The sequence below is a fragment of the Sphingomonas bacterium genome (assembly GCF_028289855.1).
GTDB lineage: Bacteria > Pseudomonadota > Alphaproteobacteria > Sphingomonadales > Sphingomonadaceae > Sphingomonas.
Genome location: NZ_JAQGKZ010000054.1, coordinates 1 through 24,931, shown reverse-complemented (window position 1 = coordinate 24,931; position 24,931 = coordinate 1). Strand labels below are relative to the sequence as shown.

General features: G+C 65.5%; 24 protein-coding genes and 1 tRNA gene. 9 read left to right on the top strand and 16 right to left on the bottom strand.

Annotation, left to right across the window (positions count from 1 at the left end):
• Positions 1–92 precede the first annotated feature (92 nt).
• The 5 genes from JWM94_RS05120 (at position 93) to JWM94_RS05100 (ending at position 3,622) form a co-directional block, all read left to right on the top strand.
• The gene (locus JWM94_RS05120) at positions 93–1,298 is read left to right on the top strand and encodes a type III PLP-dependent enzyme (RefSeq protein ID WP_299422846.1); all 1,206 of its coding nucleotides are present in this window, start codon (positions 93–95) and stop codon (positions 1,296–1,298) included.
• A 120-nt stretch (positions 1,299–1,418) separates the two neighbouring features.
• Positions 1,419–2,471, top strand: a complete 1,053-nt coding sequence (locus JWM94_RS05115) for a deoxyhypusine synthase (protein WP_299422739.1) — start codon at positions 1,419–1,421, stop codon at positions 2,469–2,471.
• Between the two features lie 63 nt (positions 2,472–2,534).
• Positions 2,535–2,975: an MAPEG family protein gene (locus JWM94_RS05110; protein ID WP_299422736.1), complete on the top strand. Its 441-nt coding sequence runs from the start codon at positions 2,535–2,537 to the stop codon at positions 2,973–2,975.
• A complete protein-coding gene (locus JWM94_RS05105; protein WP_299422733.1) occupies positions 2,968–3,153 on the top strand; it encodes a hypothetical protein in 186 nt (61 codons plus the stop codon). The genes JWM94_RS05110 and JWM94_RS05105 overlap by 8 nt, the downstream gene beginning before the upstream one ends.
• A gap of 13 nt (positions 3,154–3,166) precedes the next feature.
• Positions 3,167–3,622 (top strand): DUF6790 family protein, encoded by a 456-nt coding sequence (locus JWM94_RS05100; RefSeq protein ID WP_299422730.1) that lies wholly within the window; start codon positions 3,167–3,169, stop codon positions 3,620–3,622.
• Here JWM94_RS05100 and JWM94_RS05095 read toward each other — a convergent pair.
• From JWM94_RS05095 to JWM94_RS05035, 13 genes are all read right to left on the bottom strand, one after another.
• A complete protein-coding gene (locus JWM94_RS05095; RefSeq protein WP_299422726.1) occupies positions 3,619–4,731 on the bottom strand; it encodes a 2OG-Fe(II) oxygenase in 1,113 nt (370 codons plus the stop codon). The genes JWM94_RS05100 and JWM94_RS05095 overlap by 4 nt on opposite strands.
• A 24-nt stretch (positions 4,732–4,755) precedes the next feature.
• Entirely contained in the window at positions 4,756–6,636 is a 1,881-nt protein-coding gene (locus JWM94_RS05090) for an XrtA/PEP-CTERM system amidotransferase (RefSeq protein ID WP_299422722.1), read from the bottom strand.
• A complete protein-coding gene (gene xrtA, locus JWM94_RS05085) occupies positions 6,637–8,169 on the bottom strand; it encodes an exosortase A (RefSeq protein ID WP_299422718.1) in 1,533 nt (510 codons plus the stop codon).
• Entirely contained in the window at positions 8,166–9,362 is a 1,197-nt protein-coding gene (locus JWM94_RS05080) for a TIGR03087 family PEP-CTERM/XrtA system glycosyltransferase (protein WP_299422714.1), read from the bottom strand. The genes xrtA and JWM94_RS05080 overlap by 4 nt, the downstream gene beginning before the upstream one ends.
• Positions 9,362–10,435, bottom strand: a complete 1,074-nt coding sequence (locus JWM94_RS05075; RefSeq protein ID WP_299422710.1) for a FemAB family XrtA/PEP-CTERM system-associated protein — start codon at positions 10,433–10,435, stop codon at positions 9,362–9,364. Before JWM94_RS05075 ends, JWM94_RS05080 begins: the two co-directional genes overlap by 1 nt.
• The gene (locus tag JWM94_RS05070; protein WP_299422706.1) at positions 10,432–11,271 is read right to left on the bottom strand and encodes an XrtA system polysaccharide deacetylase; all 840 of its coding nucleotides are present in this window, start codon (positions 11,269–11,271) and stop codon (positions 10,432–10,434) included. The genes JWM94_RS05075 and JWM94_RS05070 overlap by 4 nt, the downstream gene beginning before the upstream one ends.
• A 20-nt stretch (positions 11,272–11,291) precedes the next feature.
• Positions 11,292–12,332, bottom strand: coding sequence for an AAA family ATPase (locus tag JWM94_RS05065; protein ID WP_299422703.1), 1,041 nt, complete (start codon positions 12,330–12,332; stop codon positions 11,292–11,294).
• Positions 12,333–12,371: 39 nt separating this feature from the next.
• Positions 12,372–13,997 (bottom strand): hypothetical protein, encoded by a 1,626-nt coding sequence (locus JWM94_RS05060; RefSeq protein ID WP_299422699.1) that lies wholly within the window; start codon positions 13,995–13,997, stop codon positions 12,372–12,374.
• Complete coding sequence (locus JWM94_RS05055) at positions 13,994–14,944, bottom strand: AAA family ATPase (protein ID WP_299422695.1); 951 nt, start codon at positions 14,942–14,944, stop codon at positions 13,994–13,996. Before JWM94_RS05055 ends, JWM94_RS05060 begins: the two co-directional genes overlap by 4 nt.
• On the bottom strand, positions 14,941–16,452 hold the full coding sequence (locus JWM94_RS05050; protein WP_299422691.1) for an XrtA system polysaccharide chain length determinant: 1,512 nt from the start codon (positions 16,450–16,452) through the stop codon (positions 14,941–14,943). The genes JWM94_RS05055 and JWM94_RS05050 overlap by 4 nt, the downstream gene beginning before the upstream one ends.
• A gap of 15 nt (positions 16,453–16,467) precedes the next feature.
• Positions 16,468–17,115 (bottom strand): XrtA/PEP-CTERM system exopolysaccharide export protein, encoded by a 648-nt coding sequence (locus tag JWM94_RS05045; RefSeq protein ID WP_299422687.1) that lies wholly within the window; start codon positions 17,113–17,115, stop codon positions 16,468–16,470.
• A 105-nt stretch (positions 17,116–17,220) separates the two neighbouring features.
• Entirely contained in the window at positions 17,221–18,396 is a 1,176-nt protein-coding gene (locus JWM94_RS05040; protein WP_299422683.1) for a pyridoxal-dependent decarboxylase, exosortase A system-associated, read from the bottom strand.
• On the bottom strand, positions 18,393–19,880 hold the full coding sequence (locus JWM94_RS05035) for an acyl-CoA ligase (AMP-forming), exosortase A system-associated (protein WP_299422680.1): 1,488 nt from the start codon (positions 19,878–19,880) through the stop codon (positions 18,393–18,395). The genes JWM94_RS05040 and JWM94_RS05035 overlap by 4 nt, the downstream gene beginning before the upstream one ends.
• A gap of 79 nt (positions 19,881–19,959) precedes the next feature.
• Between JWM94_RS05035 and JWM94_RS05030 the strand changes: the two genes are divergently transcribed.
• The 3 genes from JWM94_RS05030 to JWM94_RS05020 are packed head-to-tail and all read left to right on the top strand — an operon-like array spanning position 19,960 to position 21,682.
• The gene (locus JWM94_RS05030) at positions 19,960–20,241 is read left to right on the top strand and encodes an acyl carrier protein (protein WP_299422676.1); all 282 of its coding nucleotides are present in this window, start codon (positions 19,960–19,962) and stop codon (positions 20,239–20,241) included.
• A complete protein-coding gene (locus JWM94_RS05025) occupies positions 20,238–20,930 on the top strand; it encodes a hypothetical protein (protein ID WP_299422673.1) in 693 nt (230 codons plus the stop codon). Before JWM94_RS05030 ends, JWM94_RS05025 begins: the two co-directional genes overlap by 4 nt.
• Positions 20,918–21,682, top strand: a complete 765-nt coding sequence (locus JWM94_RS05020) for a hydrolase 1, exosortase A system-associated (protein ID WP_299422670.1) — start codon at positions 20,918–20,920, stop codon at positions 21,680–21,682. Before JWM94_RS05025 ends, JWM94_RS05020 begins: the two co-directional genes overlap by 13 nt.
• A gap of 1 nt (position 21,683) precedes the next feature.
• Here JWM94_RS05020 and trxB read toward each other — a convergent pair whose 3' ends face one another.
• A complete protein-coding gene (trxB, locus tag JWM94_RS05015; RefSeq protein WP_299422667.1) occupies positions 21,684–22,652 on the bottom strand; it encodes a thioredoxin-disulfide reductase in 969 nt (322 codons plus the stop codon).
• Between the two features lie 144 nt (positions 22,653–22,796).
• Between trxB and JWM94_RS05010 the strand changes: the two genes are divergently transcribed.
• Entirely contained in the window at positions 22,797–23,807 is a 1,011-nt protein-coding gene (locus tag JWM94_RS05010; protein WP_299422663.1) for an alpha/beta hydrolase, read from the top strand.
• Positions 23,808–24,342: 535 nt separating this feature from the next.
• On the opposite strand, the gene JWM94_RS16100 is transcribed toward JWM94_RS05010, so the two are convergent.
• Positions 24,343–24,714, bottom strand: coding sequence for a DUF6538 domain-containing protein (locus JWM94_RS16100; protein ID WP_367185868.1), 372 nt, complete (start codon positions 24,712–24,714; stop codon positions 24,343–24,345).
• Between the two features lie 91 nt (positions 24,715–24,805).
• Positions 24,806–24,881 (bottom strand) — tRNA-Ala (locus JWM94_RS05005).
• Positions 24,882–24,931 lie beyond the last annotated feature (50 nt).

Below are 24,931 nucleotides of genomic sequence, written 5' to 3'. Positions count from 1 at the left end.
GCCCCATGGGACTTCCAACCGCAAGGCAGCTTTTGTCACCGTAGGCGCAAGCCACTTGGAGGTCCCTTGAATTGGCCAAGCATCATAGCGCGTTGGGGCTAGTCGCCCCTGGCAATTCCGCTCTTGGAATTGCCATCGCCCAGCGTCCGGTCCAGCCGGTAACGCTCATTCGTCCGCACGCCGCCGCGCGCGCCGCCCGATTCTTCGTGGAGAAGTTTCCGGGCCGCTCGATGTATGCGGTGAAGGCGAACCCGTCGCCCGACCTGCTGCGGATCCTGTGGGACAATGGCGTGACGCACTACGACGTCGCCTCGCTCAACGAAGTGCGATTGGTCGCGCATACGCTGCCCGAGGCGACCTTGTGCTTCATGCACCCGGTCAAGGCCGAGGAAGCGATCGCCCAGGCCTATTTCGAGCACGGCTGCCGCACGTTCAGCCTCGATTCGATGGACGAGCTCGACAAGATCGTCCGTGCCACCGCGAAGAACGGCGTGGCCGCGGCCGACCTGACCTTGTGCGTTCGCCTCCGCGTATCGTCGGAGCATTCGAAGCTTAGCCTCGCGTCGAAGTTCGGGGTGGGGCCCGAAGAGGCCGGCGACTTGCTGTTCGCGGCTCGCCAGGCGGCCGATGCGCTCGGCATCTGCTTCCATGTCGGCAGCCAGGCGATGACGCCGGACGCTTATGGCCAGGCGATGGAGCGCGTCCGCGCGGCGATCGTCAGCGCGGCGGTGACGGTCGACGTGATCGACGTCGGCGGCGGCTTCCCCTCGACCTATCCGGGCATGGAGCCGCCCCCGCTCGAACGTTATTTCGAGACCATTCACCGCGCGTTCGAATCGCTGCCCGTCAGCTATTCGTCCGAACTGTGGTGCGAGCCAGGCCGCGCGTTGTGCGCCGAATACAGCTCGATCATCGTACGCGTCGAAAAGCGCCGCGGCGACGAGCTGTTCATCAACGACGGCGCCTATGGCGCGCTGTTCGATGCCGCGCATATCGGCTGGCGCTTTCCGGTCACCTTGCTGCGCGAGCCCGACAGTCGCGCCAAGGACATGCCGTTTTCGTTCTACGGCCCGACCTGCGACGATCTCGACCATATGGCCGGGCCGTTCATGCTGCCGGCGGATACGCAAGCGGGCGACTATCTCGAAATCGGGATGCTCGGCGCGTACGGCACCGCGATGCGCACCGCGTTCAACGGCTTCGGATCGGACGAGACGGTGATCGTCGAGGACGAGCCGATGGCGAGCCTGTACGTGGACGAGGATCGCAAGGTCGCGTCGAACGTCGTCACGCTGTAACAGCGCGCAATCATTTCTATCGTCACCCCGGCCTCCGAGCCGGGGTCCCGCTATCTTGCGTTGAAAAGCGGGACCCCGGATCAAATCCGGGGTGACGAATATTTCACAGGACCGAAACCTATGACCGATGCCCCCACCACCAACCGCAAGGCGGAATTGCTGTCGAAAGTGGTCAAGCACATCGACATCAAGAGCTTCGACGCGCGTCCGATCGTCGATGCGATGAGCGACATGAGCTTCACCAGCCGCGACCTTGGCCGCGCGACGAGCATCTACAACCAGATGCTGGCCGATCCCGATTGCACGATCGTGCTGGTGATCGCCGGATCGACCTCGGCGGGCGGGTGCATGGATCTTTATGCCGATCTGCTGCGCAACAACATGGTCGATTGCGTCGTCGCCACGGGTGCCACCATCGTCGACATGGATTTCTTCGAAGGGCTCGGCCACAAGCATTATCAGGCGCTCGAAGTGCCCGACGACGACACACTGCGCTCGCTCTACATCGACCGCATCTACGACACCTATATCGATGAGGAGCAGCTCCAGGACTGCGACTTCACGATCAACAAGATCGCCAACGAGCTCGAGCCCAGGGCCTATTCGAGCCGCGCGTTCATCCGCGCGATGGGCAAGTATCTGTCGGAGCATGGCAAGAAGGAAAACAGCCTGGTCAAGCTCGCCTACGAGCATGACGTGCCGATCTTCTGCCCGGCGTTCGTCGACAGCTCGGCCGGGTTCGGGCTGGTCAAGCATCAGGTCGATCAGATGAAGGCGGGTAAACCCTATCTGATGATCGACGCGGTCGCCGATTTCCGCGAGCTGACCGACATCAAGATCAAGGCCGGCACGACGGGCCTGCTCATGATCGGCGGCGGCGTGCCGAAGAATTTCATCCAGGACACCGTCGTGTGCGCCGAGATCCTCGGCCACGAGGATGTCGAGGTGCACAAATACGCCGTGCAGATCACCGTCGCCGACGTCCGCGACGGGGCCTGCTCGTCCTCGACGCTGCAGGAAGCGGCGAGCTGGGGCAAGGTCAACACGGGCATCGAACAGATGGTGTTCGCCGAGGCCGGCAGCGTGATGCCGCTGCTGGCCAGTGACGCCTATCACCGCGGTCACTGGAAGGACCGCGCGAAACGCGCCTGGGGCAAGCTGTTCGCCGACTAAGGTTGCGCGCCGCAACCGATTGATGCAGCCTCCCCCGACATAAATCTCGGGGGAGGCTTTTTCATGCACAGCGAAATCCTGAAGCCGGTGGTCGTCCTGATCGCCTGGACCTTGGTCATGCTCGTCTGGATGATCGTCACGCGGCTGCCGGCGCTCAAGAAGCTCGGCGTCGATCTGAGCAAGGTGCGCGGCAGCAAGCCCGGCGCGCTCGACGGTGTCGTGCCCGACAAGACCCAATGGCCGGCGCACAATTACATTCACCTGATGGAACAGCCGACGATCTTCTACGCCGTCGCGTTGGTCATCGCCTTCTCCGGCACCGGCAACGGCATGAACGCATGGATCGCCTGGGGTTATGTCGGGCTACGCGTTGTCCACAGCCTGTGGCAGGCGACCGTCAACCAGATCAACATCCGCTTTATGATCTTCGCACTGTCGAGCCTGTGCCTGATGGCGCTCACGCTCCACGCCGCGATGGCGGTGTTCGGGTGGCACAGTGGCTAAGAGCGAAGGGTTCGAACGCCACCGCCAACCATGGCGTCAGGACGAAATCCAGAAGCTGCACACGCTAGCCAAGAAGGGCATGGCGCTGAAGGCGATCGCCAAGGCGCTGACGCGCAGCGAAGAGTCGGTGAAGCAACGCGCCAAGGAAGACCGACTTTCGATCGTGAAACTGCACTGACGCGTAGAGCCGCATGTATATCGCCATCGTCCTTTGCCTGATGCTAATCTTCCCGTTCGCCGGGATCGGCGTCGAGTATGGCCACGCGCCGTTGATGGCGCTCGTCGGCAAATGGTTCGTGTTCTTCGGCGTCGGCTGGCGGCTGGCGATTGCGGGCATCCGTCAAATCGCCCAGCCGCGCTTCACTGCAGAGCATATCTTCAACGTCACGGGCGGCGGCGGTGTGTTGGTGCTGGTCCGCGAACTGGGGTTTGCCAATTTGGGGACTGGGCTGGTCGGCATCGTCTCGCTGTGGCGCCCTGATTTCACGCTGCCCACGGCGATCGTGGCTGGGATCTTCTACGCGGCAGCCGGTGTGATGCACTCGCTGGAAGCGAATCGCAGCACCAACGAAAATGTCGCGATGGTCAGCGACCTGGGAATCGCGATCGTCCTGGCCGCCTATGTCGTTTGGCGGCTGTGCATCTAGTCGCCAGTCGCCGCCCCCGCTCGATAATGCTGTAATTCGGGGGCGACCATCGACAAATTCCGCTCGCGCAACTGCGCCGCTGCCTCGTCGTAGAAGAACGGGAGGAAGGCGTAGCGCTTGCCCTTGGTCACCGGTCGCGCCTCGTGCAGCAGCGAGCATGAAAAGATCACCGCGCCGCCGGTCGGCGCGCGATAGGTGCGGGGGCCGAATTCCGGAAAGCACAAATCCCCGCCCTCATAATCGTCGGCATTCAGGTTGATCGTGCACGCGAAGCGTCGATGCGCGGTGCCGTTGGTGGTGTTGTCGCGGTGTGCGCGGAAATGCCCGCCGCCCGCCTCGCTGTCGTAACAGGCGACCAGCAGCCGCTCGACGCGCGTGACCTCGAACTGGAACGCGCGCTGAATCGCCGGCGCCAGCAGCCGCTTCAGCCGGGCATGGATCGCGCGTTGCAGCTCGGGATCCGTCACGAGGTAATCCGACCGTCGTTTGTGATCGTGATCGAATTGCTCGACCGTCACGCCGTCGACGTCGCGCATGAACCCCGATTCCTGGCCGCCATCGCGGTCGTATGCCTCGATCAGCGTCCGGCAGAACACCGGCTCGAAAACCCGCGGGGCGATCAGCACCGGCGCATTGGCCGGCTCGTCGGGCGATGCGATAAGGTCGCGCAACGCCGCCATCGCCGCCTCGCCGTTGTCGATCGGATAGCTGCCGATCACGCGGAGCATGCGGTCCAGCACCAGCCAATGCGGGCGATATCCCGTCTTGCCGTCCTTTGCGACCGTCGCGTGATAGGCTTTCGAAATGGCGTGATCGTCGTCGATAAACCAGCGGATGCCGGGCAATTGTTGGGCGATACGGCGGTCGCTGATGTCGCTCGGATCGACGCTGACCCCGAACAGGCTCGCCTGCACATCGTCGAACAGGTCGCGATGCGCCGCCACCGTCGCCAGTGCGGCGGCGCCTGCCGGGTGTGCGCCGCTGGCGTGGAACAGCATCATCACCGGCCGGCCGGCGACGGTGTGAAACGCAAAACGTGGATTGCCGTCGAGTGCCTTGGCGTGAAACCACGGCGCGGGTTCGCCGGGGACGAATCTGACGTCGCTCATGATTCCCGCATAACCGCGCCGGCGTCAGCCGAACAGCCGCGCCAGACTTTTGTCGAGCGTTACCAATTGCCACAAGGTCCGGCCGTGCTCTGCCCTACCCGCCTTGTGGTCGGCGGCGAGTTTTTCAATCGCCGGGCCGTCGAACCATTGCAGCAGACGCTGCGACCGGGCGAGGCTCGCCGCTTCGTCGGCCAGGCTCCCGCGAAACCATGCGCCGATCGGAGTCACGAACCCCATCTTGGGTCGATACAGGATGTCCTTCGGCAGATAGCGCTCCATCGCCTTCTTCATCAGCCACTTGCCCTGCCCGCCGCGCAGCCGCATCGACACCGGCAGCGAGGCGGCAAATTCCATCAATTTATAGTCGAGCAACGGCTCGCGTGCTTCCAGGCTGACCGCCATGCTGGTGCGATCGACCTTGGTAAGAATATCACCGGTCAGCCAATGCTGGATATCGGCATATTGCGCACGGTCGAGCGCATCGCGCGCCGGCGCGCCGCGCATCGTGGCGATGTAGCGATCCTCAGCGCGGTGACCGCCAAGTCGGGCCCAAGCGGCGGCGGTGAAGAGTTGCTGGCGCAGGGCCGGCGTGGTTACGCCGACCGAGCGGGCATAGGCGGTCGCGCCATCGTCGGCGAGCGCGAGCAAAGTGGTCTTGGCGCGCAACGGCCGCGGCGCCCAGTCGGCCTTTGGATAGAGCCGCCCGAGAGTTCCGAACACCGTCGATGACAGGCCGCGCGGCAATAGCGCCCTCACTCGCTCCTCCGCCGTCTGGAACTTGTAACGGCGATAGCCCGCGAACGCCTCGTCTGCCCCATCCCCCGACAGCGCGACCGTCACCTGCTCGCGTGCCAGCTCGCACACACGGTACGTCGCCAGGGCGGAGGCATCCGCGAACGGCTCGTCGAACGCGGCGGTCAGCCGGTCGATCAGCTGAAAATCGTCCGCCGCGACCACGCGTTCACGGTGGTCGGTGTGGTATCGCGCGGCGATAGCATCGGCATAGGCGCGTTCGTCGTGCCCTGCCTCCTGAAACCCGATCGTGCACGTCTTGACCGCTTCCTTCGACGCTTCGGCCATCAGCGCGACCACCGCCGAACTGTCCACCCCGCCCGACAGGAAGGCACCGAGCGGCACGTCGGACACCATCCGCAACCGCACAGCCGCGCGCATCCGCTCGACCAGTTCGGCTTCGAGGTCTTTGACCGACCCGGTAGCGCGACGGGTGAAGTCCATATTCCACCAGCGCTGGGGCTTGCCCATCGGTCGCCCACGTTCGAGCAGCAGGAAGTGCGCAGCGGGCAGTTTCTTCACGCCAGCGACGATGCAGGAATCGTCGGGCACGTAGCCGAGCCCCATGAAATCCTCGATCGCCGACAGATCGGGCGACCGCCGCAGCAACGGATGGGCGAGCAAGCCTTTCAGCTCCGAAGCGAACGCCACCGACCCGTCGCTCAGCTCGACGTAATGAAGCGGCTTCACGCCCAGCCGATCGCGCGCCAGGAACAGGCATTGCCGCCCGGCATCGTGCAACGCGAAGGCGAACATGCCGTTGAGCCGGTCGAGCATCGACGGCCCCCATGCGCGCCATCCGTGCAGCAGCACTTCGGTGTCGCCGTTGGTGACGAACTTCGCGCCCATCGCCTGAAGCTGGCTGCGCACTTCGGCGAAGTTATAGATTTCGCCATTGTAGGTAACGGTCAGGTCGCCATCCTGCATCGGCTGCGGGCTGCCCGCGACGTCGATGATCGCGAGGCGGCGGTGTCCCAGCCCCACGCCCGGCGCGGTCCACACGCCCGACCCGTCGGGTCCGCGATGCGCCTGAGCGTCGGCCATCGCCAGCACGCGCGCGCGATCGACCGGCTTGGGGGTTCCGGGATGAAACACCCCGGCGATGCCGCACATCTAGTTCGCCATCCCCGCGCTGCGGTCGGCCAGCACATCGAGAGAGCCTAGCGCCGCCAAGAACTTCGCCATCGCCGCGCGCGCCTCATGCCCGGGCAGCACCTCCGCCGAGACATGAATCGCGACGGCACGCTGCGGGCCGCCGAACAGTTTGGCCTTGAGGGTCTGGAGCTTCACAATCTTCCCGCTGCTGGTCGTCACATCGCCGACCCGGTACCATGTCGCGACCTGCCGCTCCACCGGCCCCGCGGCAGACATATCGATCACTTGGCCGCCGTCCAGATCGTCGAGGTCCTTGATCCTCACCCAGCGGTCGTCCTGCTGCATGATGCCGATCCCGAACCCGACGATCTCCTTGCCCTGGCGCTGGCTGCCATAGACCGCGATGGCGAGATCGACGGCATTGCCGTCGGCATCGACGTAGCGGCCGAACAGTTGATGGTCCGCCCCCGGATACGTGGGCGTCCACGGCGCGCGCGCGCTGACCGGCGCGCGAGTCCATCCCGCCACTTGCGGCAAGTCGATATGCGCGGGCAGCGCCTGCGCGCGGTTGGCGATCGCCGCGCTCCACACCGGAAACACCGCTGCGGTCGCCAGCACCAATGCGCTCGCCACGACCAGATCGAGCCGCCAGCGGATCGCGCCTTGCAGTTTTGCCGGGTCGAAAGCCGGCGCGTCGGGCGCCCGGTCGAACCACTTCCACCCGATCGCCAGCACCGCCGCCATGACAAGGCCGAAGAACACCCAGCCGAACACGATATGGTCGTACCCCGTCGCCTGCTCGACGCTGGTCAGCACCGCGGCATAGATCGTCCCGAACGCCCGTAGGCCGTTGGCGAGCACCGGCACGACGATCGCCATCGCCATGAACGCCATCCGCCGCGGCCAGGTGCGGTAACACAGGTTGGCCACCAGCACGCCGTACGCGACCATCGCGATCACGAACTTGGAGCCCGAGCACGCCTCCGCCACTTCGAAGTATTTGTCGCCAGCGGTGATCAGCACGCCGTCCACCGTCGCAGCGACGCCGACCAGATGGAGCAAGTGCATGGTAATCCACACGGTGATCGTCTGCAGCGGCGGCTCGAGGAAGTCTCCAAACGGTACCAGGAACAGCGCATAAGCGAGCGGAAACAGCAGCCCCCGCGCGACGTTCGGCCCCAGCGTCGTCACGACGGCGCCTTGCAGCATCATGACGAGTCCCAAGTGCCGCGCGAACGAGACGCCCGCAGCGTCGCCGAGTAGCCAGCCTAACCCGCCAGCCGCGACGAGCGCCAGTCCGGGCGCCCAGCTTTGCGGTGTCAGCTTCGCCAACTCGGCGCGACGGATCCACACCAGCCAGCCGATCACCGGCGCGATGAAGAGGCAATGGCCGAAGGTGGTGTTGGTCCAGTAGAGATCCGCGAGATCGCCAACGTCGTGGCGGAACATCGCCAGCAACACGACTGCGACCAACCCGAGCGCGACCAAAGGACGGCGCCAAGCCGGTCCGACCGAGAAAGCGTGGGGGGCGGTCTGTGCGACGCTATTCATGCCGCGTCCCGGACCGCTGGCGTGCAGCCGATCAGTGCGTCGAGCGGCGCCAGCCGTGCGGCCCAGCCGTACCGCTTGCGCACCTGCGCGCGCGCTTGCCGCCCAAGTTCAGCCGCGCGCTCCGTATCGCCGAGCAGCGCAATAACCGCCTGAGTGATATCGTCCACCCCCTCCCCGGCCAGGATCGCACCGCCATGGTCGATACCCTCGGCCGCCGGACCGCTCGCGACTACCGGGCGAGCCATCGCCATCGCTTCGAGCACCTTGTTCTGGATACCGCGCGCAATCTTCAGCGGCGCAACGACACACGCCGCCGCTGCTAGCCAGCCGCGCACGTCGGCGACTTCGCCGGTGACGAGTACCGCATCGCTTGCCAGCGCGCTGACATCGGCGGTGGGATTGCGTCCGACAATGGCGAAACGCACGTCGGCGTGCGCCGCACGGATCGTCGGGAGGATGTCGCGCGCGAACCAAGTCACCGCCTCGACATTGGGACGGTAATCCATCTGGCCGGTGAACACGATCAGCGGCGCGCTTTCAGCGATCTTGTCGAACGCGGCAGCCGGGTCGAAGAAATCGGTGTCGATGCCGTTTTCCACCGCCGTCACGTTCGCCGCACCGGTTTTCTGACGGAACAGCTCGGCCTCCGCCGCACTGACGAACAAGCTGGCATCGACGCGCTTCGCCGTTTCCGCTTCGAACGTCATCAATTTGGTCGCCTCGCGCGCCATCAGCCAGCGCATCGGGCCACGCGCACCCTTCGCATAGTCCGCGAACTTCAGCGAATCCATGTCGCAGAAATCCATGATGACGCGCGCGGCTGTATCGGCAGGCACGTACTGCGCCATTTGCCCCGAAAAGACATAGATCGCGTCGATCGCTTCGCGTGCTAGCACCTCCGCCACCGCCGTGCGCATCTTGGCGCTATCGAAGGCAGTCAGCGAGGCCGCTTTGCCTTGCGCCAGCGCTTCCAGCGTCGCGACGACACGCGACTTGCCGCGCCACAGCACCTTCCGGCTCGCCGTGAACGGCATCAGGCCATCGCTATCGAGATCGCGCCGATCATCAGCAAACGCGAGCAAATGCACGCGCTTCCCGGCCGACAGATATTTTAGCACGTTGTACGCCCGGGTCTTGTCCCCGCGGTCGGGCGGGAATGGCGATCGATGCGCGAGGAACAGCAAATCGCCCATCAGCCCAAGCCTTTGGCAATCACCGGGCCCATCGTGTTGGCCAGCCATAGCGGCAGCCTCTTCCAAACCGCGACCTGAAGCCGGTACTTGGGGCTCATCGGATTCATTTCGCGGGGTGCTTCCCCCTGCTGGACGCGTTTGGCGTAGCGCAGCGGCACGCCTTCGAACCCCCAATTCTTCTTGAACGCGGCGACTCCAGTACCCGCCTTCGACCGCCCGAAATCGTAGCGAGTGCAGCGCTTGTTGGCCCGCGCATGGCGCATCAGTTCATAATACAGCCGATCGTTCGCTTTCAATGCTCGCGCCTCGCGCGTGCCGCCGCCCCAGAAGGGGTAGACGGTGCCGTTAAGGTAGAGGCTGAACACGCTGGCATGCGGCGTGCCGCGGTGGCTGACGGTCACGATATCGGCGTGGTCGCCGAGTTCCTTTGCCACCTCACGGAACAACGCTGCCGGAAATACCGGCGTGCCGAGGTTGCGGACGCTCTCGGAAAACACCGCGTAATGCATGGCGAGATCGTTCGGCCAATTACCGATCGCAACGTGCAGGTCGCCGTCAAGCGACTTGCGCACCTCGGCGCGCTGCTTGCGCGGGATCGCGAGCAGTTGCGCTTCGTCATCCGCCGCCAGATCGCGCGCGAAACCAAGATAGGTCGTCTCATCGACCAGCCACCCCTCGCCCGGTGCCGGGCCGCCGCGCAGTTCGAGGCTTGGGCAGCCGAGCTTTTCCGCCAGCGCCCAGGCCGACGCCGCCAGTGCGTCCGCCACCGCATCGCGCCGCGTCAGGATGCCGCCATCGACGGCGAACCCGGCCGACACCAACGCCTTGCCGAACAGGGGCGAGCGGATTTCGGTGAGCGGCAGGACGCCGACGATCTCGCCATCGGCTTGCTCGGCGATCAGGCAGTGCGCCGTCTGGCCGCACGCGCGCGCCACCGCGACGTTCCAGCCTGTCAGGTGGAACGGCGTAGCGTCGGGGTGCGCGCGGACGTATTCGTCGATCCGTGCGCGATCACTGGCATCGGTCAGATTAGCAGGCGTGATAGCCACTAGGGTCGCGGGCTGGATCGTCATGATAGCCTCGCCGCTTCGGCGGCAACGACGGCGTCGACCCGACCCCATTCATGGCGTGCCACCAGCCCGCGCAGTTTGCCTGCCATCGCGCCCAATCGGCTATAATGGCGCAACCGCGATTTGAGCGGCGCGTTCGCGACACGCGGCTGGCCGGGATCGACCTCCCACGGATGAAAATAGAATACCGCCGGGCGGGCGTCGCCGTTCGCCTGCGCTATCGCGGCGTCGGTGATCGCCGCAGGGAACAGGCGGAAGAACCCGCCCCCCGTCGTTATCTTGCGCCCCGCAATGCTCGCCAGCGTGATCGGCAACTCGATCAGATCGGACCCCGCGACTGGACGATAAGCATGCTTGGGCGCGTCAGCCCATCCATAGTGGTCGTGCCGCAGCGGCGCGACGCTGGACGAATATCGATAGCCCTCGTCGGCCAGCACCTGGTGCGCCCAAGGCGTCCGCTTGTCGATCGAGAAGCTCGGCGCGCGATAGCCGGTGATTTTCTGGCCCGAAGCCTGTTCCAGCGCCGTCCGGGCGCGTGCTAGGTCGGCGCGGAAGCTATCCGCCGTCAGCGTGAACACCCGATCATGGTCCCAGCCATGGCTAGCGACTTCATGCCCCTCATCGGCAATGCGGCGGATCAGCGCGGGATAGCGTTCGGCCACCCAGCCAAGCGTGAAAAAGGTCGCCTTGACCCCGCTCTCACCGAACAGATCGAGCACCTTGCCCGTATTATATTCGACGCGGCTCGTCAGGCCGTCCCACTCGGCCTTGGCGATCACGCGTTCGAACGCGCCGACCTGGAACCATTCCTCGACGTCGACCGACAGGCCGTTCAACATGGTGGTTCCCCGAGGCGGCGTCAGGCGGCGCGGCCGCCGCGCGCCGCGGCCGCCTCGTTACCCTCTACCCAGTCGACCAGCAACGCCAGCACGCGGCGCAGCGCCGCATCCTGTTCCTCGAGCCGCGCCTCGATCGCGGCGAAGCGATCCGGCGCGATGGCAATCGCATCGTTGGCCGGGCGCGACATCGGCAGCGGTTCGGCGATCGGCTGCGCGGCCGGCGACGGCAGCGGCATGTGCACCACCGGCATGTCGCCGTTGATGTCGGCCGCCACCAGATCGACGGTATGGCCGTCGATCACGTCGATCTTTTCGATCGCGCCGTGCAGCAGGACCCGCGCCGCCAGCTGGTTGAGCCGGCGCGGCACGCCGTCCGACCCGCGATACAGCGCGGCCAGCGCCTCTTGCGTGAAGTCGGGACGCCCCTGCCAGCCCGCGAGCGACAGGCGGTGTGCCATGTACGGCTCGACTTCCTCGGGCCCCATCGGGTCAAGGTGGTGCACGGCGATGACCCGCTGACGCAATTGCTCGAGCCGGTCGGAGCCGTTGAGCGCCGCGCGGAACTCGGGCTGCCCGAGCAGCACGATCTGCAACAACGCATGCCCGCCCGCCTGAAAGTTGGACAGCATGCGCAGTTCCTCGAGCGCGTTCGTGTGAAGCGCCTGCGCCTCGTCGACGATCAGCAACGTGCGCCGCCCCGACCGCGCCATCGCGTGCAGCCCGCGCTCGATCGCGACGAGCAACTGTGCCTTGGCCAGCCCTGCCGTCTCCACGCCGAGTCCGTCCGCGACCATCCGCAGCAGGTCGTCGGCCTCGATCTGGGTCGATACCAGCTTGATGACATGCAGTAGTTCGCGGTCGATCGTCGCCATCAAATGGCCGACCAACGTGGTCTTGCCTGCGCCGACATCGCCGGTGATGACGATGAACCCCTCGCCCAGCGACAGGCCATAGCCGAGATAGGCCATCGCCTTCTTGTGCGTGGCGGTATCGAACCAGAATTTCGGATCGGGCGTCAGCGCGAACGGGCGTTCGCTCAATCCGTAATGGTCGTCGTACATCGTCACCATCCTCGTTGCGGGCGAACCCGCCGAAAAACCTCAGAAGTGATAGCGGGCCCCGAGCGTCGCCTGCGCCTGGGTCTGATCCTGCTGGCCGTCCTGATTGAACGTATAGACCCCGACCGACGCGCTGGTCCCCAGCCGTCCGAAGCTGCGCGACAGCGATCCGGTCGCACCGAGGCTCAGGATGCCGGGCGCCAGCCCGCTGTCGTAATAATTGGCGAACAGGTCGCCGCTGAACGACGTCCGCGCGCCGATCGCGCGCGAATAGAAGAATTGCGCGTAATAGCTGTCGTCGCTGATGCCGTTGATGACGACACCCGGGCTTTGCGGCGAGTAGAATTTGCGCGTGGCATAGCCCGCGCCGAAGCCCATCGACGTGCTACCGCGCGTCAGGCTGACGACGCCATCGACCCCGCGCGAACGATATGTCGCGTTCGACAACGATTGGAACACCGAATTCAGGCACGCCCCCGCGGCACCACCGCCGGTGGTCCCGAAGGTGCAGCCGCTGAATTGTTGCACGAGCATGTCGCGCGTCGCGGTGAATTCCTTGGGCAGGCCACGAAGCCCACGCTGGAGTTGGCCGCCGAAGGTCTCGACCTGGTCGTAGACGCCGATCTGGACGCCGACCCCGGCGCTCGGCGCGTAGCTGAACGATCCGGTATAGGACCACGAATCGTAGCGCCGGCCGACGCGCGCCTGCAATGTCGTGCGTGGGCTCGGGCGCCACAGCACGCCGGCATCCCAATAAATGCCGTCGGTGCGATACGCGATGCGCCGCGGCGACGCCGGGTCGGTGACAAAGCGCCCGTTCTTGTCGAGTACCGGGTTGCCGCCGGCATCGACCAGCGGATCGCGCGAACTCGACGTGATCTTCTCGTACCCGACGCCGCCTTCGACCGCGAAGGTGCCGCTCAACGGCATCACGACATCGCCACGACCGTACAGCCCCTCGAACCGGCCACCCAATTGCCCCTGATCCTCACGCGTCCAGCCGCCGCTCAGCGTCGCGCCGAACGGCGCCACCGTGCCCGACTTGAAGCCGACCGACGCGGTCGCGATCTGGATCTTCGAATCGTCGAAATAATCGAGCGCCGGGCTCCCCGGCGCCACACCGGTCGATCCGGGCTGAGTCACCTTGGTATAGCCGAACAGGTAGGACGCGTTGATGCCGATCGGGCCGCTCCCGGTGGCCAGCGTCGGGCCGATATAGGCCGAATAGACGTTGCTGACGTTACGGTCGTTATTGCCGAAGAACACCGGTGCCGCACCGCGAATGTCGGTCCGCGTCCGTGTCGCCAGCGCGCCGGCGTCGATCGACAGCCCGCGCGTGATGCGGACCTGCGCATTGGCGAGGCCGGTGACGACGTCGGCATCGCTCGACTGCTTGTCGTAGGCGAACTGGTGCTCGTAGCGCGCGCTGATGTTGACCGACACGCGCTGCGTCTCGACCGACGCATCGACCCCGGCGGCCGCCGACGTATAGGTCAGCACGTCGTCCGACTGCGAGTCCCACGTCAGCACCTGGCTGAGCTCGATGTACGGGGAGATGCTGACCCGGCGCTGGCTCTTCGCCGCGCCGCCGTCGCGATCCTGCGCGATTGCCGGCGTCGCCGCCAGCAATGCCGCGATCGCGGCCCCGCCTGAAATCTTGCCGATCATTGGCCTTCGTCCTCCTGGCCGTAATAACTGCCGAAGCGTGCCCCCCCGGGGGCGAATGAGACGCTGTTCAACAAAAGCTGGATGTGCTCGCAGCCGTCGAGCCGATGCACCGCGTCGCGGATGTCGCTTTCCGGGGTGCGGTCGGCGCGCACCACGAGCATCACCTGGCCGACGTGCAGCGCGAGCACCGACGCGGGCGACGCGGCGAGCGCGGGCGGCGAGTCGAAGATCACCATGCGCTCCGGATCGGCGGCGAGCAGCCGCGCGATCAGTTCGGGCGTGCGATCGCTGGCGATCAGCTCGGTGTCGGATGTCGACCCGGCGCCCGCGGGCAACAGGCTGAGATTGGGGATGTCGGTGCCGACGATGCACGATTCGACGTCGATCGCGGAATCGCCCAGCGCATCCATCAGGCCGAGGCCGTCGGGCACGCCGAGACGGCTCATCACGCCGGGCTTGGCGAAGTCGGCATCGACCAGCAGCACGCGCAAGTCGCGCTCCGCCGCCATCGAGATCGCGAGGTTGACCGCGCAATAGGTCTTGCCGTCGCCCGGCTTGGGCGAGCAGACCAGCATCGTGCGCGCTTTGGCCGGATCGCTGACGGCAAGCCGGCGCGCGGTCAGCAATAGCTCGCGCTTGGCGAGCCGGAATTCCTCGGCGAGGACGCCGACCGGCGCGCCCGGCACGAGCAGGCCGTTGTCGGCCAGCATGGCGCGATCGATCACCGCCTGGCAGCTAGGGACTGGCGGTGCGGGGCGCGGCATGGGCGCGAAAGCAGCTGGCGGCGGAGCAACCGGCGGTGATGCCGCGGCCATCGGCTTGGCGACCGGCGCCGGCGGCAGATCGTCGAGCGGGATCGCCGGCGCGCGGAAGTGCGCCGAGAAATCATAGGCCTCGGCCGCGCGTTCGAGCAGTGAGCCGTTCTTGTTGATGATCGGCTTGTTCATGCCGCCAGCCCCCGCATCAGCATTTCGACACCGAGCAACCCGACGAACGCGACCCCCAGCCCCGCCGCGGCACCCGCAAACAGGACGAGTTTGCGCTTGCGCAGGCTGGCTTCGACCCGCGACACGCGCTCGCTGATCGATCCGATAACCGGTAACCCGGTCGCCTTTTCGAGGCGGCCCGCGGTCGGGAACGTCGCCTTGAGCTGCGCCATGCCGAACGCCGTCGCGACGCCGCCGCCGATTGCCAGGAACAGCACGCCGAACAGCAGCACCGGCCGGTTGGGCGCGGCCGGCGCACGCGGCGCCGCCGGCGGATCGATCGTGCGGAACTTGATCGCGTCGGTCTGCGCCTGCGCCTGCGCGCGGACGCGAAGCTCCTCGCGGTCGCCCAGCACCTTGTCGTATTGATCCTTGAGCACCTGATAATCGCGCTCGATCTGGCTTTGCTCGCTGGCGACCGCGGGGTCGCCGTTCAGCTTCGCCATGATCGCGTTCATGTCACCCTGGAGCTGCGCCTTGCGCGCGCTCAGCGCCGCGACAGCGGCTTGCTTGTCCGCCTGCATCGACCTGAGCGAAAGATAGACGGGATTGGGCTGGCCGCCACCACCCGCGCCGAGCGGCTCGCTATTGGCCGCAGCGCGTGCGGCCGCGAGCTGGCTCCTGAGCGCGATCACGTCGGGATGGCTCTCAGTATAACCCTTGGCGCGCGCATCCGCGAGCTGGCCCTCGATCGCCGCGAGCCGCGCGCGGGCCGGCCCGCCGACGACGCCGCCAGCGCCCGCCACGTTGGCTTGCGTTCCCGCCATCTGTCCGTTGATCGCCGCCAGGCTGGTCTGCGCGCCGGCGAGGTCGCCGTCGATCTGCGCCATCTGGGTGCGCGCCGCCGACATGCGGTCCTGTAACGTGCCGGTTCCGGGCAAGGCACCGAGATATTGCGTCTGGAACGCCGTCCGCTTGGCATCGGCGTCGGCCAGCCGGTTTTGCATCTGCTCGACCTGGCTGTCGAGGAAGCGCAGAGTCGTCTGCGTTTCGTTGCGGTCGTCCGACAAATTCTGGTCGACGAAGATCGAGATCAATTTGTCGACGATCTGCTTGGCAAGCTTGGGGCTCGAGGCGGACGCGGTGATCTCGAACAGGTTGTTCTGCTGCGCGACGATCTTGATGTTGGTCTGCAACCCAGCGACGCGGTCGGCGATGTCCTGCGGCCCGGCCACGGTATTGGCGAGATCGGTGCCGCGCACGACTTTTTCCAGATTGACCGCACTGGTCAGCGTCTGGCGGATCGTGTCGACGTCGTTCTGCTGTTCTTGCGCGTTGATGCCGACCTTCGCCGACAGCACTTGCCCCATCTGGACGAAGACGCGTGCCTTGGCTTCGTAGCGGTTGGGCAATTGGCTGACGACCAGCCAGCCGAGGATCGCAATCCCCCATGCCACCGCCAGCGCGAGCCAACGGCGCTGCCAGATCGAGTGCATCGCGATGCGGAGTTCGTCGTAAAGGCCGTTCACGTGCCGCGGCCCCCGTTAAAACATCGACTCTGGGATGATGATGACGTCGCCCGGCTCAAGCCGCACGTTCGCCGACGGGTCGCCGTTCTTCAGCAGCTTGCCGATCTTGACGTTGAATTCCTGCTGCTTGCCGGTGTCGCGGTTGTAGCGGATCAGCCGCGCACGATTGCCGGCGGCGTACTGGTTGAGCCCACCCACCGCGATCATCGCGTCGAGCAGCGTCATGTTGGCGCGGTAGGGCAGCGACGCGGGCTTCTCGGTCGCCCCGACGATGCGGATCTGCTGGCTGAACGTGCTCTGCGCCGACTCGACAATGACCGAGACGATCGGGTCCTTGATATAGGTCGATAGCGAGATCTTCATGTCGTCGGCGAGCATCGCCGGGGTCTTGCCGACCGCCGGCATGTCGCTGACCAATGGCGTGGTGATGCGCCCGTCGGGGCGCACCGTGACCTTCGCCGAGAGTTCGGGATTGCGCCATACGAAGATGCTCAGCTGGTCGAGCGGCCCGATGATATATTCCTCGCCCGGCTGCTCCTTCGACGCGACGAATGCGGCGGGCGGGAGCGAGGCGCGGCCACCGCCACCGCCGAGGCACCCGGTCAGCGCGCTGGCGCTGACGCCGACAAGGGTCAAAGCCCTGGAAAGCTTGATGAAACGCATAACCGGCCTCCTGTCTCGCGCTTGACGGTGCCGGTGACGTCATTCCGGCGCGCGCAGACTTTCAGCGGCGGCTATGCGGTAATGGGGGTAAAGATAGCGTTAGGATTACGCTGGCGTACCGACCAGCAGCTCGGCGGGGCGCGAGTGGCCGAGGAATTCGTGCGGGCTGGCGGTCAGGCCGTAGGCGCCGGCCATGAAGATCGCGATGACGTCACCGGGCCCGGCGACGGGCAATTCGACCTGATCGGCCAAACGGTCGAGCGGGGTGCAGAGCGGGCCGACAACGGTGACGGTTTCGGTGGGAGCACCCGGAGCGGCGGTCGCAACTGCAACGGGATAGTTGCGGCGAACCACCGTGCCGAGGTTGCCGGTCGCCGCGAGTTGATGGTTGAGGCCGCCGTCGCACATCAGGAAGGTCTCGCCACGGCTGACCTTCTTGTCGATCACGCGCGTAAAATACACGCCCGCCTCGCCGACGAGCCAACGCCCCAGTTCGATCGCAAAACGGGTATCCGGGAATTCGGCCAGTCGGGGCAGCAACGCCGCCCCGATCGCCTCGAGATCGACCGGTGTCTCACCGGGGAAATAGGGAATGCCGAACCCGCCGCCGAGATTCACCAGGGGCGGCACGGCGCCCGCCTGATCGCCCAGCCGCGCGACGAGATCGAGCGTATGCGCCTGACTGTCGACGATCGCTTGCGCATCCAACGCTTGCGACCCGGCGAACACATGAAACCCCTGCCAATCCGCCCCCGCCGCGATCAGCCGCTTGACCAGCGCCGGAACGCGATCGGCATCCACCCCGAACGGCGATGCACGCCCGCCCATCCGCATCCCCGATCCTCGTAGTTCGAATTCGGGATTCACCCGCACCGCGAGCCGAGGTGTCTCGCCGAGCTGCTCCCCAAATGCCAGCGCGCGGTCGGCCTCGCCTTCGCTTTCCAGGTTGATCGTGATTCCGCCGCCGATCGCCATCGCCAGCTCGCCATTGGTCTTGCCTGGGCCGGCGAAGCTGATCGGCTGACCGAACGCCGACACCCGACCGACTTCGCCAATCGACGCTGCGTCGAACCCGTCGACCAAAGGCGCCATCGCTTCGAGCAGCGGCCCGAACGGATTGGCCTTGACCGCATAGTGCAGGTCGACGCCCGGAAACGCCGCACGAAAGCGGGCGACACGGTCGGCGACGACGCTGGAATAATAAAAGAACGCCGGTGTACTGTCGGGGATCGTAAACACCAAATCGTTGAAATCGCTCGGGATCGCGCCCATCGGCTTCATGACGTCACTTCCCCTTTGAGCCCCGCGCGGTCGAGCTTGCCGTTGGCGTTACGCGGCAGCTCGGCGCGCCAAATATAGCGCACCGGCTGCATGAAGTTCGGCAGGTCGCGGCGCAAGCGTTCGCGTAGGCGCTCCTCGGTCGATCCATCCCCTTTCGCGACGACGACGATAGCCTGACCAAGCTTCTCGTCGGGCACGCCCAGCGCGACGGCCTCGCCCGTCTCGCCGCCCGCCGCGACCGCCTCCTCGACTTCGGTCGGACTGATCCGGTTGCCCGCCGACTTGATCATCTCGTCGTCGCGCCCGACGAACCGGAGCAGGCCGTCAGCGGCCGCTACCACAGTGTCGCCAGACCATACAGCGATTCCGCCCGACTCGGCCCAATCGGGCGCCGGCCTGAAGCGTTGCCTAGTTCGGTCCTCGTCTCGCCAATACCCTTGGGCGACCAGCGGCCCGGCATGAACCAGCTCCCCTGCTTCGCCCGGCGCGGCGCGGCTTCCATCGGGCCGTGCTACCAGCACTTCGGCGAACGGGATCGCCCGTCCGATCGAGTCCGGGTGGTCAGCGACCAGTGAGGGATCGAGATAAGTCGAACGGAACGCCTCGGTCAGGCCGTACATCGGATAGAGGTCGGCTTGCGGGAAGCGCGCGCGCAGCCCATCGATCATTCGAGGCGTCAATGCGCCGCCCGAATTGGTCATTGTCTTCAAGCTACTTACATCAATGTCCTGCGGATCGACCTCAAGTAGCTGCGCCCAGAGCGGCGGCACGCCGGCCAGTGTCGTAATCCCCTCACGCCCGATCCCGCGATAGACGTCGCGCGGCAGCAGATAGTCGAACGGTACCACGCGCGCGCCGGCCGCCCAGGTCGAGAACAACTGGTTCTGCCCATAGTCGAAGCTTAGCGGCAACACGCCGAGCACACGATCAATTGGTGTCAGCTTGAGATAATGCGCGACGCTGATCGCCCCGAGCCAAAGATTGGCGTGGCTGAGCATCACCCCCTTGGGCTGCCCGGTAGATCCCGAGGTATAGAGCAAGGCCGCCAGTGTATCGGGATCGGCGTCCGACGGCGGCAAGGGCACGCCATCTAGCGGGGAATCGTCGGTCACAATGCGGCATTCGCCGGGCTCCAGCGTTTCCGCCCGTGCGGATTGGGTCATCAGCAGCCGTGACCCACTATCGGCAAGAATATGCCGGACCTGCAGATGCTTCAGCAGCGGGTTGATCGGAACATGCACCAATCCCGCGCGTGCCGCCGCGAGAGGCATCAGGCACGCTATCCGCGTCTTGGGCAGCCACGTCGCCACGCGATCGCCCGGCGCCAGCCCATGCTCCGCCAGCCAGCCAGCCAGCACACCCACCGCCGCTTCCAGCGCGGCATAATCCAGCGCGCCCTCACGCCCCGCCAATGCGACATCGCCCGGCGCCCCGCGCAACGTCAGGTGGTCGATCGGGCGCGGCACGGGATCGAGCGGGATCATGCCCCCTGATAGCCATGTCCCGCGCTTCCCCCAAGCGCCCCTTCCCATCGCGTCGCACGGAAGCTAACCCGCCGACACGATGACCACGCACCATCACGCCACCGCTATCGACAAGACCCTGCGCGCCGTCCTTCGCGACGTTCTCGCGCTCGGCGACAGCCGCGTCGCGGCATTCGACGATGCCACGCCCTTGTTCGGTGCGTTGCCCGAGCTCGACTCGATGGCCGTGGCCGGCGTGTTGACCGAACTCGAGGACCGGCTGGGCTTCCTGATCGAGGACGACGAGGTCGATGGCGAGATGCTGGAGACGTTTGGCGCTTTGCGGCGCTTTGCCGAAACCAAAGCCGGGGCAAAGACTTGAGCGAGTTCTACGATTGGCCGGGCGGACGCGAAGCGATGACACGCTTCGGCCATGCCACCGGACCGGTCGTCGTGCTGGCGCTGCCACTGTTCGAGGAAGCCAACCGCACCCGCACCTTCACGGTCGGGCTGCTCCGCAAGCTCGCCGATCGCGGTATTGCCAGCGTCCTGCCCGATCTGCCCGGCCAGAACGAGAGCCCGGTCGCGACCGAACATGCCATGCTCGCCGGCTGGCGCGCTGCCTTTGCCGCCGCGGCGAAAGCCGTTGGCCATCCGGTGCACAGTGTGACCATACGCGGGGGGTCGCTGGTCGATCACGACGCTCAGTTGGTGTCGCGCTGGCAATTGGCCCCGGCCAAGGGCGAAGCGCTGATCCGCGAACTGTTCCGCACCGCGCAAGCGGCCGGCGAGCCGATCGAGATCGACCTCAACGCGTACAATGACGAAGGCGGCCCAGTGACCATCGCCGGCAACCGCATCGCGCGGCCGTTGCTTCGTGACCTGAATGCCGCCGATTGTGCGCGCGAAGGCAATGTCCGAGTGGTTCGGCTAGATACCGACCCCGCCGTCGCCGACCGCAAGGTGGAGGGCGCGCCGTTATGGCGCCGTAGCGAACCGGGCGACGACCCCGCGCTCGCCGTCCTCCTCGCCGACGACATCGCCGACTGGATCGCCAAATGCGCGAGCTGATCTCATTTCCCTGCCAAGGCGACGCACTCGCCGGGACGCTCGACGACGCGGCGGGGAGCACCGGGCTGCTCATCGTATCGGGCGGCAACGAGATACGGTGCGGTGCGCATCGTGGAATGGCCCTGCTCGCGGCGGACCTGGCAGCGAGCGGCATTCCCGTATTTCGCTTCGACCGCCGCGGGATCGGCGATTCGGAAGGCGCCAATCACGGTTATGCGGATAGCGGCCCTGACATCGCCGCCGCTGTCACCGCGTTTCGTACAGTCGCGCCGCAGGTGAAACGGATCGTCGGCTTCGGCAATTGCGACGCGGCAACCGCGCTCGCACTGTTCCACCGGGAGGCGGGTATCGAGTCGCTGGTACTCGCCAACCCCTGGGTCGGCGATGAAGGCGACGATCTGCCCCCCGCGGACGCGATCCGATCGCACTATGCCGATCGCGTGCGCGACCCGAAGCAATGGCTGCGGCTGGTCAGCGGTGGGATAAATATCGGCAAGGTAATCAAGGGTTTGCGAAAAGCTTCTGCTGCAATACCGGAAGTCAGCAACCCGATCGCCGAGCGCATGGCAACGGCACTGGGCGATACGCCACACCGCTTCCTGCTGGCCAATCGCGACAACACCGCGATCCGGTTCGCCAGCGCTTGGCCGCATGGCGGCGACAAGCGCGAATGCGCGACTGACAGCCACAGCTTCGCGCGCGCCGGCGACGCGGCCTGGCTCGCCAACCAACTCCGCGAGGCGCTCGCCTAGCCTATTCCGCCGCTTCGGCGATCTTCTCGAAATCCGCTTCCGCCAGAAACTTCTCGGCATCGAGCGCGGCCATGCACCCCGTTCCCGCCGCGGTCACTGCCTGGCGATAGATTTTGTCCATCACGTCGCCGCACGCGAAAACGCCAGGCACGCTGGTCCGCGTCGAGCCGGTCTCGACCTCGATATAATGGTCGGAATCGAGCTTCACGTGCCCGCGAAACAACTCAGTCGCCGGGTGATGCCCGATTGCGACGAACCCGCCCTCGACATCGAGCCGCGACAACTCCCCCGTCACCGTGTCTCGCAATTCGAGCGCGACCAGCCCGGTCGTACCGCCACCATCGACGAAGCTTTCGACTTCCTTGTTCCACAGCATGCTGATCTTGTCGTTGGCATGGAGCCGGTCCTGCAGGATTTTCTCCGCGCGCAGCGAATCGCGGCGGTGGATCAAGGTCACGTCGGGCGAATGGTTGGTCAGGTACAGCGCTTCTTCGACTGCAGTATTGCCGCCGCCGATCACCGCGACCTTCTTGCCGCGATAGAAGAAACCGTCGCACGTCGCGCACGCGCTGACCCCCTTGCCCTTCAAGGCCTCCTCGCTGTCGAGCCCGAGCCACTTGGCCTGCGCGCCGGTCGCGATGATCAGCACCTCGCCCTCGTAAATATCGCCGCCATCGCCGACGAGCCGGAATGGGCGCTGGGTCAAATCGACTTCGACGATCGTGTCCCACATCATCCGCGTGCCAACATGCTCGGCCTGCGCCTGCATTTCCTGCATCAGCCACGGACCCTGGATGACGTCTCGGAAGCCGGGATAATTCTCGACGTCGGTCGTCGTTGTCAGCTGGCCGCCGGGCTGAATGCCCTGCACGACGATCGGCGACAGGCCCGCGCGCGCGCCGTAAATTGCGGCGCTCAGGCCGGCGGGACCGGAGCCGAGGATGAGCATGCGGGTGGTGTGCGTCGTCATGGATCGCGTCCTAAGGGCGAAGGCTGGTTGCGTGCAAATGTGGTCGCCGATTTATCCACAACAAGCTGCGGCGGCGCGCAGAAAAGCTTGCGTCGGCCCAAGCGCCGAAGGATGTTCGGACGATCCGCTCGATGAGGGAGAATCTTGTTGCGCCACGTCGGGTTGCCGCTCCTAGGTGCGCTGGCGCTGACCAGTCTTGCGTGCAGCGCCTCGACCGCGCCGCAGCCTGACAAGCCGACCCCTTCCCCAATTGCGAACGCGCCGCCGGTGCGCACTACCGGCGTCTGGCAACCCGCCGCCGGGCTGACGCAGCAGCCCATCTGGCCCGGCAGCCCGCCCGACGGCACGCTCAACCCGCAACCGCCCGAAAGCGTGGACACTTACAAGGAACCGGCGGAGTTCGGCGGCAAGTCGGAAGCGGTGCTCGACATCGCCATCCCGACGATGACGGTCATGCCGCCCAAGGGTCGCAATACCGGCGCCGCGGTCATCGTCTTTCCCGGCGGCGGGTTTCAAAAGGTGTTCATTACGCTCGAGGGCACCGAAATCTGCGACTGGCTGACCGCCAAGGGTATCACCTGCATCGTGTCCAAGTACCGCGCGCCCGGTGGAAACGACTATTGGGACAGCACGCTCAAACGCCAGATCACGCCCAAAATTCCCCGCGCACTGCAGGATGCGCAACGGACGATTCGGCTGGTGCGATCGAAGGCGAAGGAACTAGGGATCGACCCCGGCAAGATCGGCGTCATGGGCTTTTCGGCGGGCGGTTATCTGGTCGCGCAGGCCAGCAACATCCTGACGCCCGCCTACAAACCGGTCGATGCGATCGACACGATCAGCAGCCGCCCGGACTTCGCCGTCGCGCTCTATCCCGGCCATATCTGCCGCAACGGCGGCACGACGTTCGATCCCAAGCTCCCGATCATCAAGACCGCGCCGCCCACCTTCATCGCGCAAGCATGGGACGATCCGACCGACCCGATCTGCAACAGCCTGATGTACGCCAGCGCGCTCGACAAAGCGGGAGTGTCGACTGAGGTTCATTTGTTCGCGAAGGGCGGGCATGCGTTCGGGCTGCGCAAGAAGGACCAGCCGGTCGGCGTATGGCCGGAACTCGTTGAGCGGTGGCTCAAGCAGATCGGGACGCTTTAGATCGGACCACCCCACGGCCTAATTAAGAAATCGCGCCGCGGCAAAGCGGCGGCGTCGGACGGCGCTCGTCGCGCCACCGCCCGTTCGCGATTTGTGGGGGCGATAGCTTCGCTATCTTGCCCAAATCGTGAAATGGTGGAGCCGAGGGGGATCGAATTCGACCGGCGTAACCATTGGAAACTAAGGGCTTTTTTCTTGTGCCTGTAACAACCGCTGATACGTGATGTAAAACAATAGTCAATGCTCTTGGAGGTGCTGAGGCCAGCACAGGTAGCTGGCTAGGAAAGGGGCAATTGGTCGCTGGCTGGCCACTCGCCATATCTCGGCTTGGCGCAGGATCAGATTGCGTATCTGAGGACACAGTTGAGGGCTGCTAGGCTGGCGCGTGATGGCCAGCTATCGGGTGGCGGGCTTGGTTCTGCCGCTTGCGGGGTAACGATGGGCAGGAAGCCTCTGTCGAAGGAAGTTGAGACAGCTAGCTCCTTGAGCACATTACGCAGGCCGCAAGAATGATCGGTGTCCGGATGCGTACTAATTACATCTGAGACGACGGACTCCGCACCAAATTGCGTCTTGATATGCTCAACAATCGCAGAGCCTGCTCGTGTGCCGCCCACATTGCCTCAGCTTGTGGCGACATCCGCCTAGCGGGCTTCTGAGGGGACTCCGAGGCGGCATCTGTTTGGCCGCTCGCTAGCGCGGCGGCTGCCCGGTCAATCTCTGCCTGGGTGGCCACCGTCCAACCCGGCAGTTCGCGCTTGGCCGTCTCACGGTCTTTCGTTCGGAGAGACAGCTTCCATTCTGTGCGCGATGCACCAGACGACGTGAGGATGTAGCGCCGCAGCTCAGCGGGGACGACGCGCCTAAAATAGTAGGTCGCGCCAACTTGATCGAGATAGGTACACATAGGCCTTTGCTCCTATTACAAATGTAACAGGCACCTGTAAAAAGCCTTGGTTTTCCAACGATGTTCCGCGTTTTTAGCGGCTTAAAAAGGTTGGTGGAGCCGAGGGGGATCGAACCCCTGACCTCTGCAATGCCATTGCAGCGCTCTCCCAGCTGAGCTACGGCCCCACACCCTTGGGAAGGCGCCGCCCCTAAACGAAGCGGCGCCCCTTTGACAA

What these genes read in the sequence shown, in the direction of transcription:
- JWM94_RS05020 (WP_299422670.1), top strand. Translation starts at nt 20,918, where the DNA reads ATGCGCGAGCTGATCTCATTTCCCTGCCAAGGCGACGCACTCGCCGGG.
- JWM94_RS05115 (WP_299422739.1), top strand. Translation starts at nt 1,419, where the DNA reads ATGACCGATGCCCCCACCACCAACCGCAAGGCGGAATTGCTGTCGAAA.
- JWM94_RS16100 (WP_367185868.1), bottom strand. Translation starts at nt 24,714, where the DNA reads ATGTGTACCTATCTCGATCAAGTTGGCGCGACCTACTATTTTAGGCGC.
- JWM94_RS05035 (WP_299422680.1), bottom strand. Translation starts at nt 19,880, where the DNA reads ATGATCCCGCTCGATCCCGTGCCGCGCCCGATCGACCACCTGACGTTG.
- xrtA (WP_299422718.1), bottom strand. Translation starts at nt 8,169, where the DNA reads ATGAATAGCGTCGCACAGACCGCCCCCCACGCTTTCTCGGTCGGACCG.
- JWM94_RS05070 (WP_299422706.1), bottom strand. Translation starts at nt 11,271, where the DNA reads ATGTTGAACGGCCTGTCGGTCGACGTCGAGGAATGGTTCCAGGTCGGC.
- JWM94_RS05055 (WP_299422695.1), bottom strand. Translation starts at nt 14,944, where the DNA reads ATGAACAAGCCGATCATCAACAAGAACGGCTCACTGCTCGAACGCGCG.
- JWM94_RS05075 (WP_299422710.1), bottom strand. Translation starts at nt 10,435, where the DNA reads ATGACGATCCAGCCCGCGACCCTAGTGGCTATCACGCCTGCTAATCTG.
- JWM94_RS05095 (WP_299422726.1), bottom strand. Translation starts at nt 4,731, where the DNA reads ATGAGCGACGTCAGATTCGTCCCCGGCGAACCCGCGCCGTGGTTTCAC.
- JWM94_RS05100 (WP_299422730.1), top strand. Translation starts at nt 3,167, where the DNA reads ATGTATATCGCCATCGTCCTTTGCCTGATGCTAATCTTCCCGTTCGCC.
- JWM94_RS05110 (WP_299422736.1), top strand. Translation starts at nt 2,535, where the DNA reads ATGCACAGCGAAATCCTGAAGCCGGTGGTCGTCCTGATCGCCTGGACC.
- JWM94_RS05060 (WP_299422699.1), bottom strand. Translation starts at nt 13,997, where the DNA reads ATGATCGGCAAGATTTCAGGCGGGGCCGCGATCGCGGCATTGCTGGCG.
- JWM94_RS05030 (WP_299422676.1), top strand. Translation starts at nt 19,960, where the DNA reads ATGACCACGCACCATCACGCCACCGCTATCGACAAGACCCTGCGCGCC.
- JWM94_RS05045 (WP_299422687.1), bottom strand. Translation starts at nt 17,115, where the DNA reads ATGCGTTTCATCAAGCTTTCCAGGGCTTTGACCCTTGTCGGCGTCAGC.
- JWM94_RS05065 (WP_299422703.1), bottom strand. Translation starts at nt 12,332, where the DNA reads ATGTACGACGACCATTACGGATTGAGCGAACGCCCGTTCGCGCTGACG.
- trxB (WP_299422667.1), bottom strand. Translation starts at nt 22,652, where the DNA reads ATGACGACGCACACCACCCGCATGCTCATCCTCGGCTCCGGTCCCGCC.
- JWM94_RS05080 (WP_299422714.1), bottom strand. Translation starts at nt 9,362, where the DNA reads ATGGGCGATTTGCTGTTCCTCGCGCATCGATCGCCATTCCCGCCCGAC.
- JWM94_RS05040 (WP_299422683.1), bottom strand. Translation starts at nt 18,396, where the DNA reads ATGAAGCCGATGGGCGCGATCCCGAGCGATTTCAACGATTTGGTGTTT.
- JWM94_RS05090 (WP_299422722.1), bottom strand. Translation starts at nt 6,636, where the DNA reads ATGTGCGGCATCGCCGGGGTGTTTCATCCCGGAACCCCCAAGCCGGTC.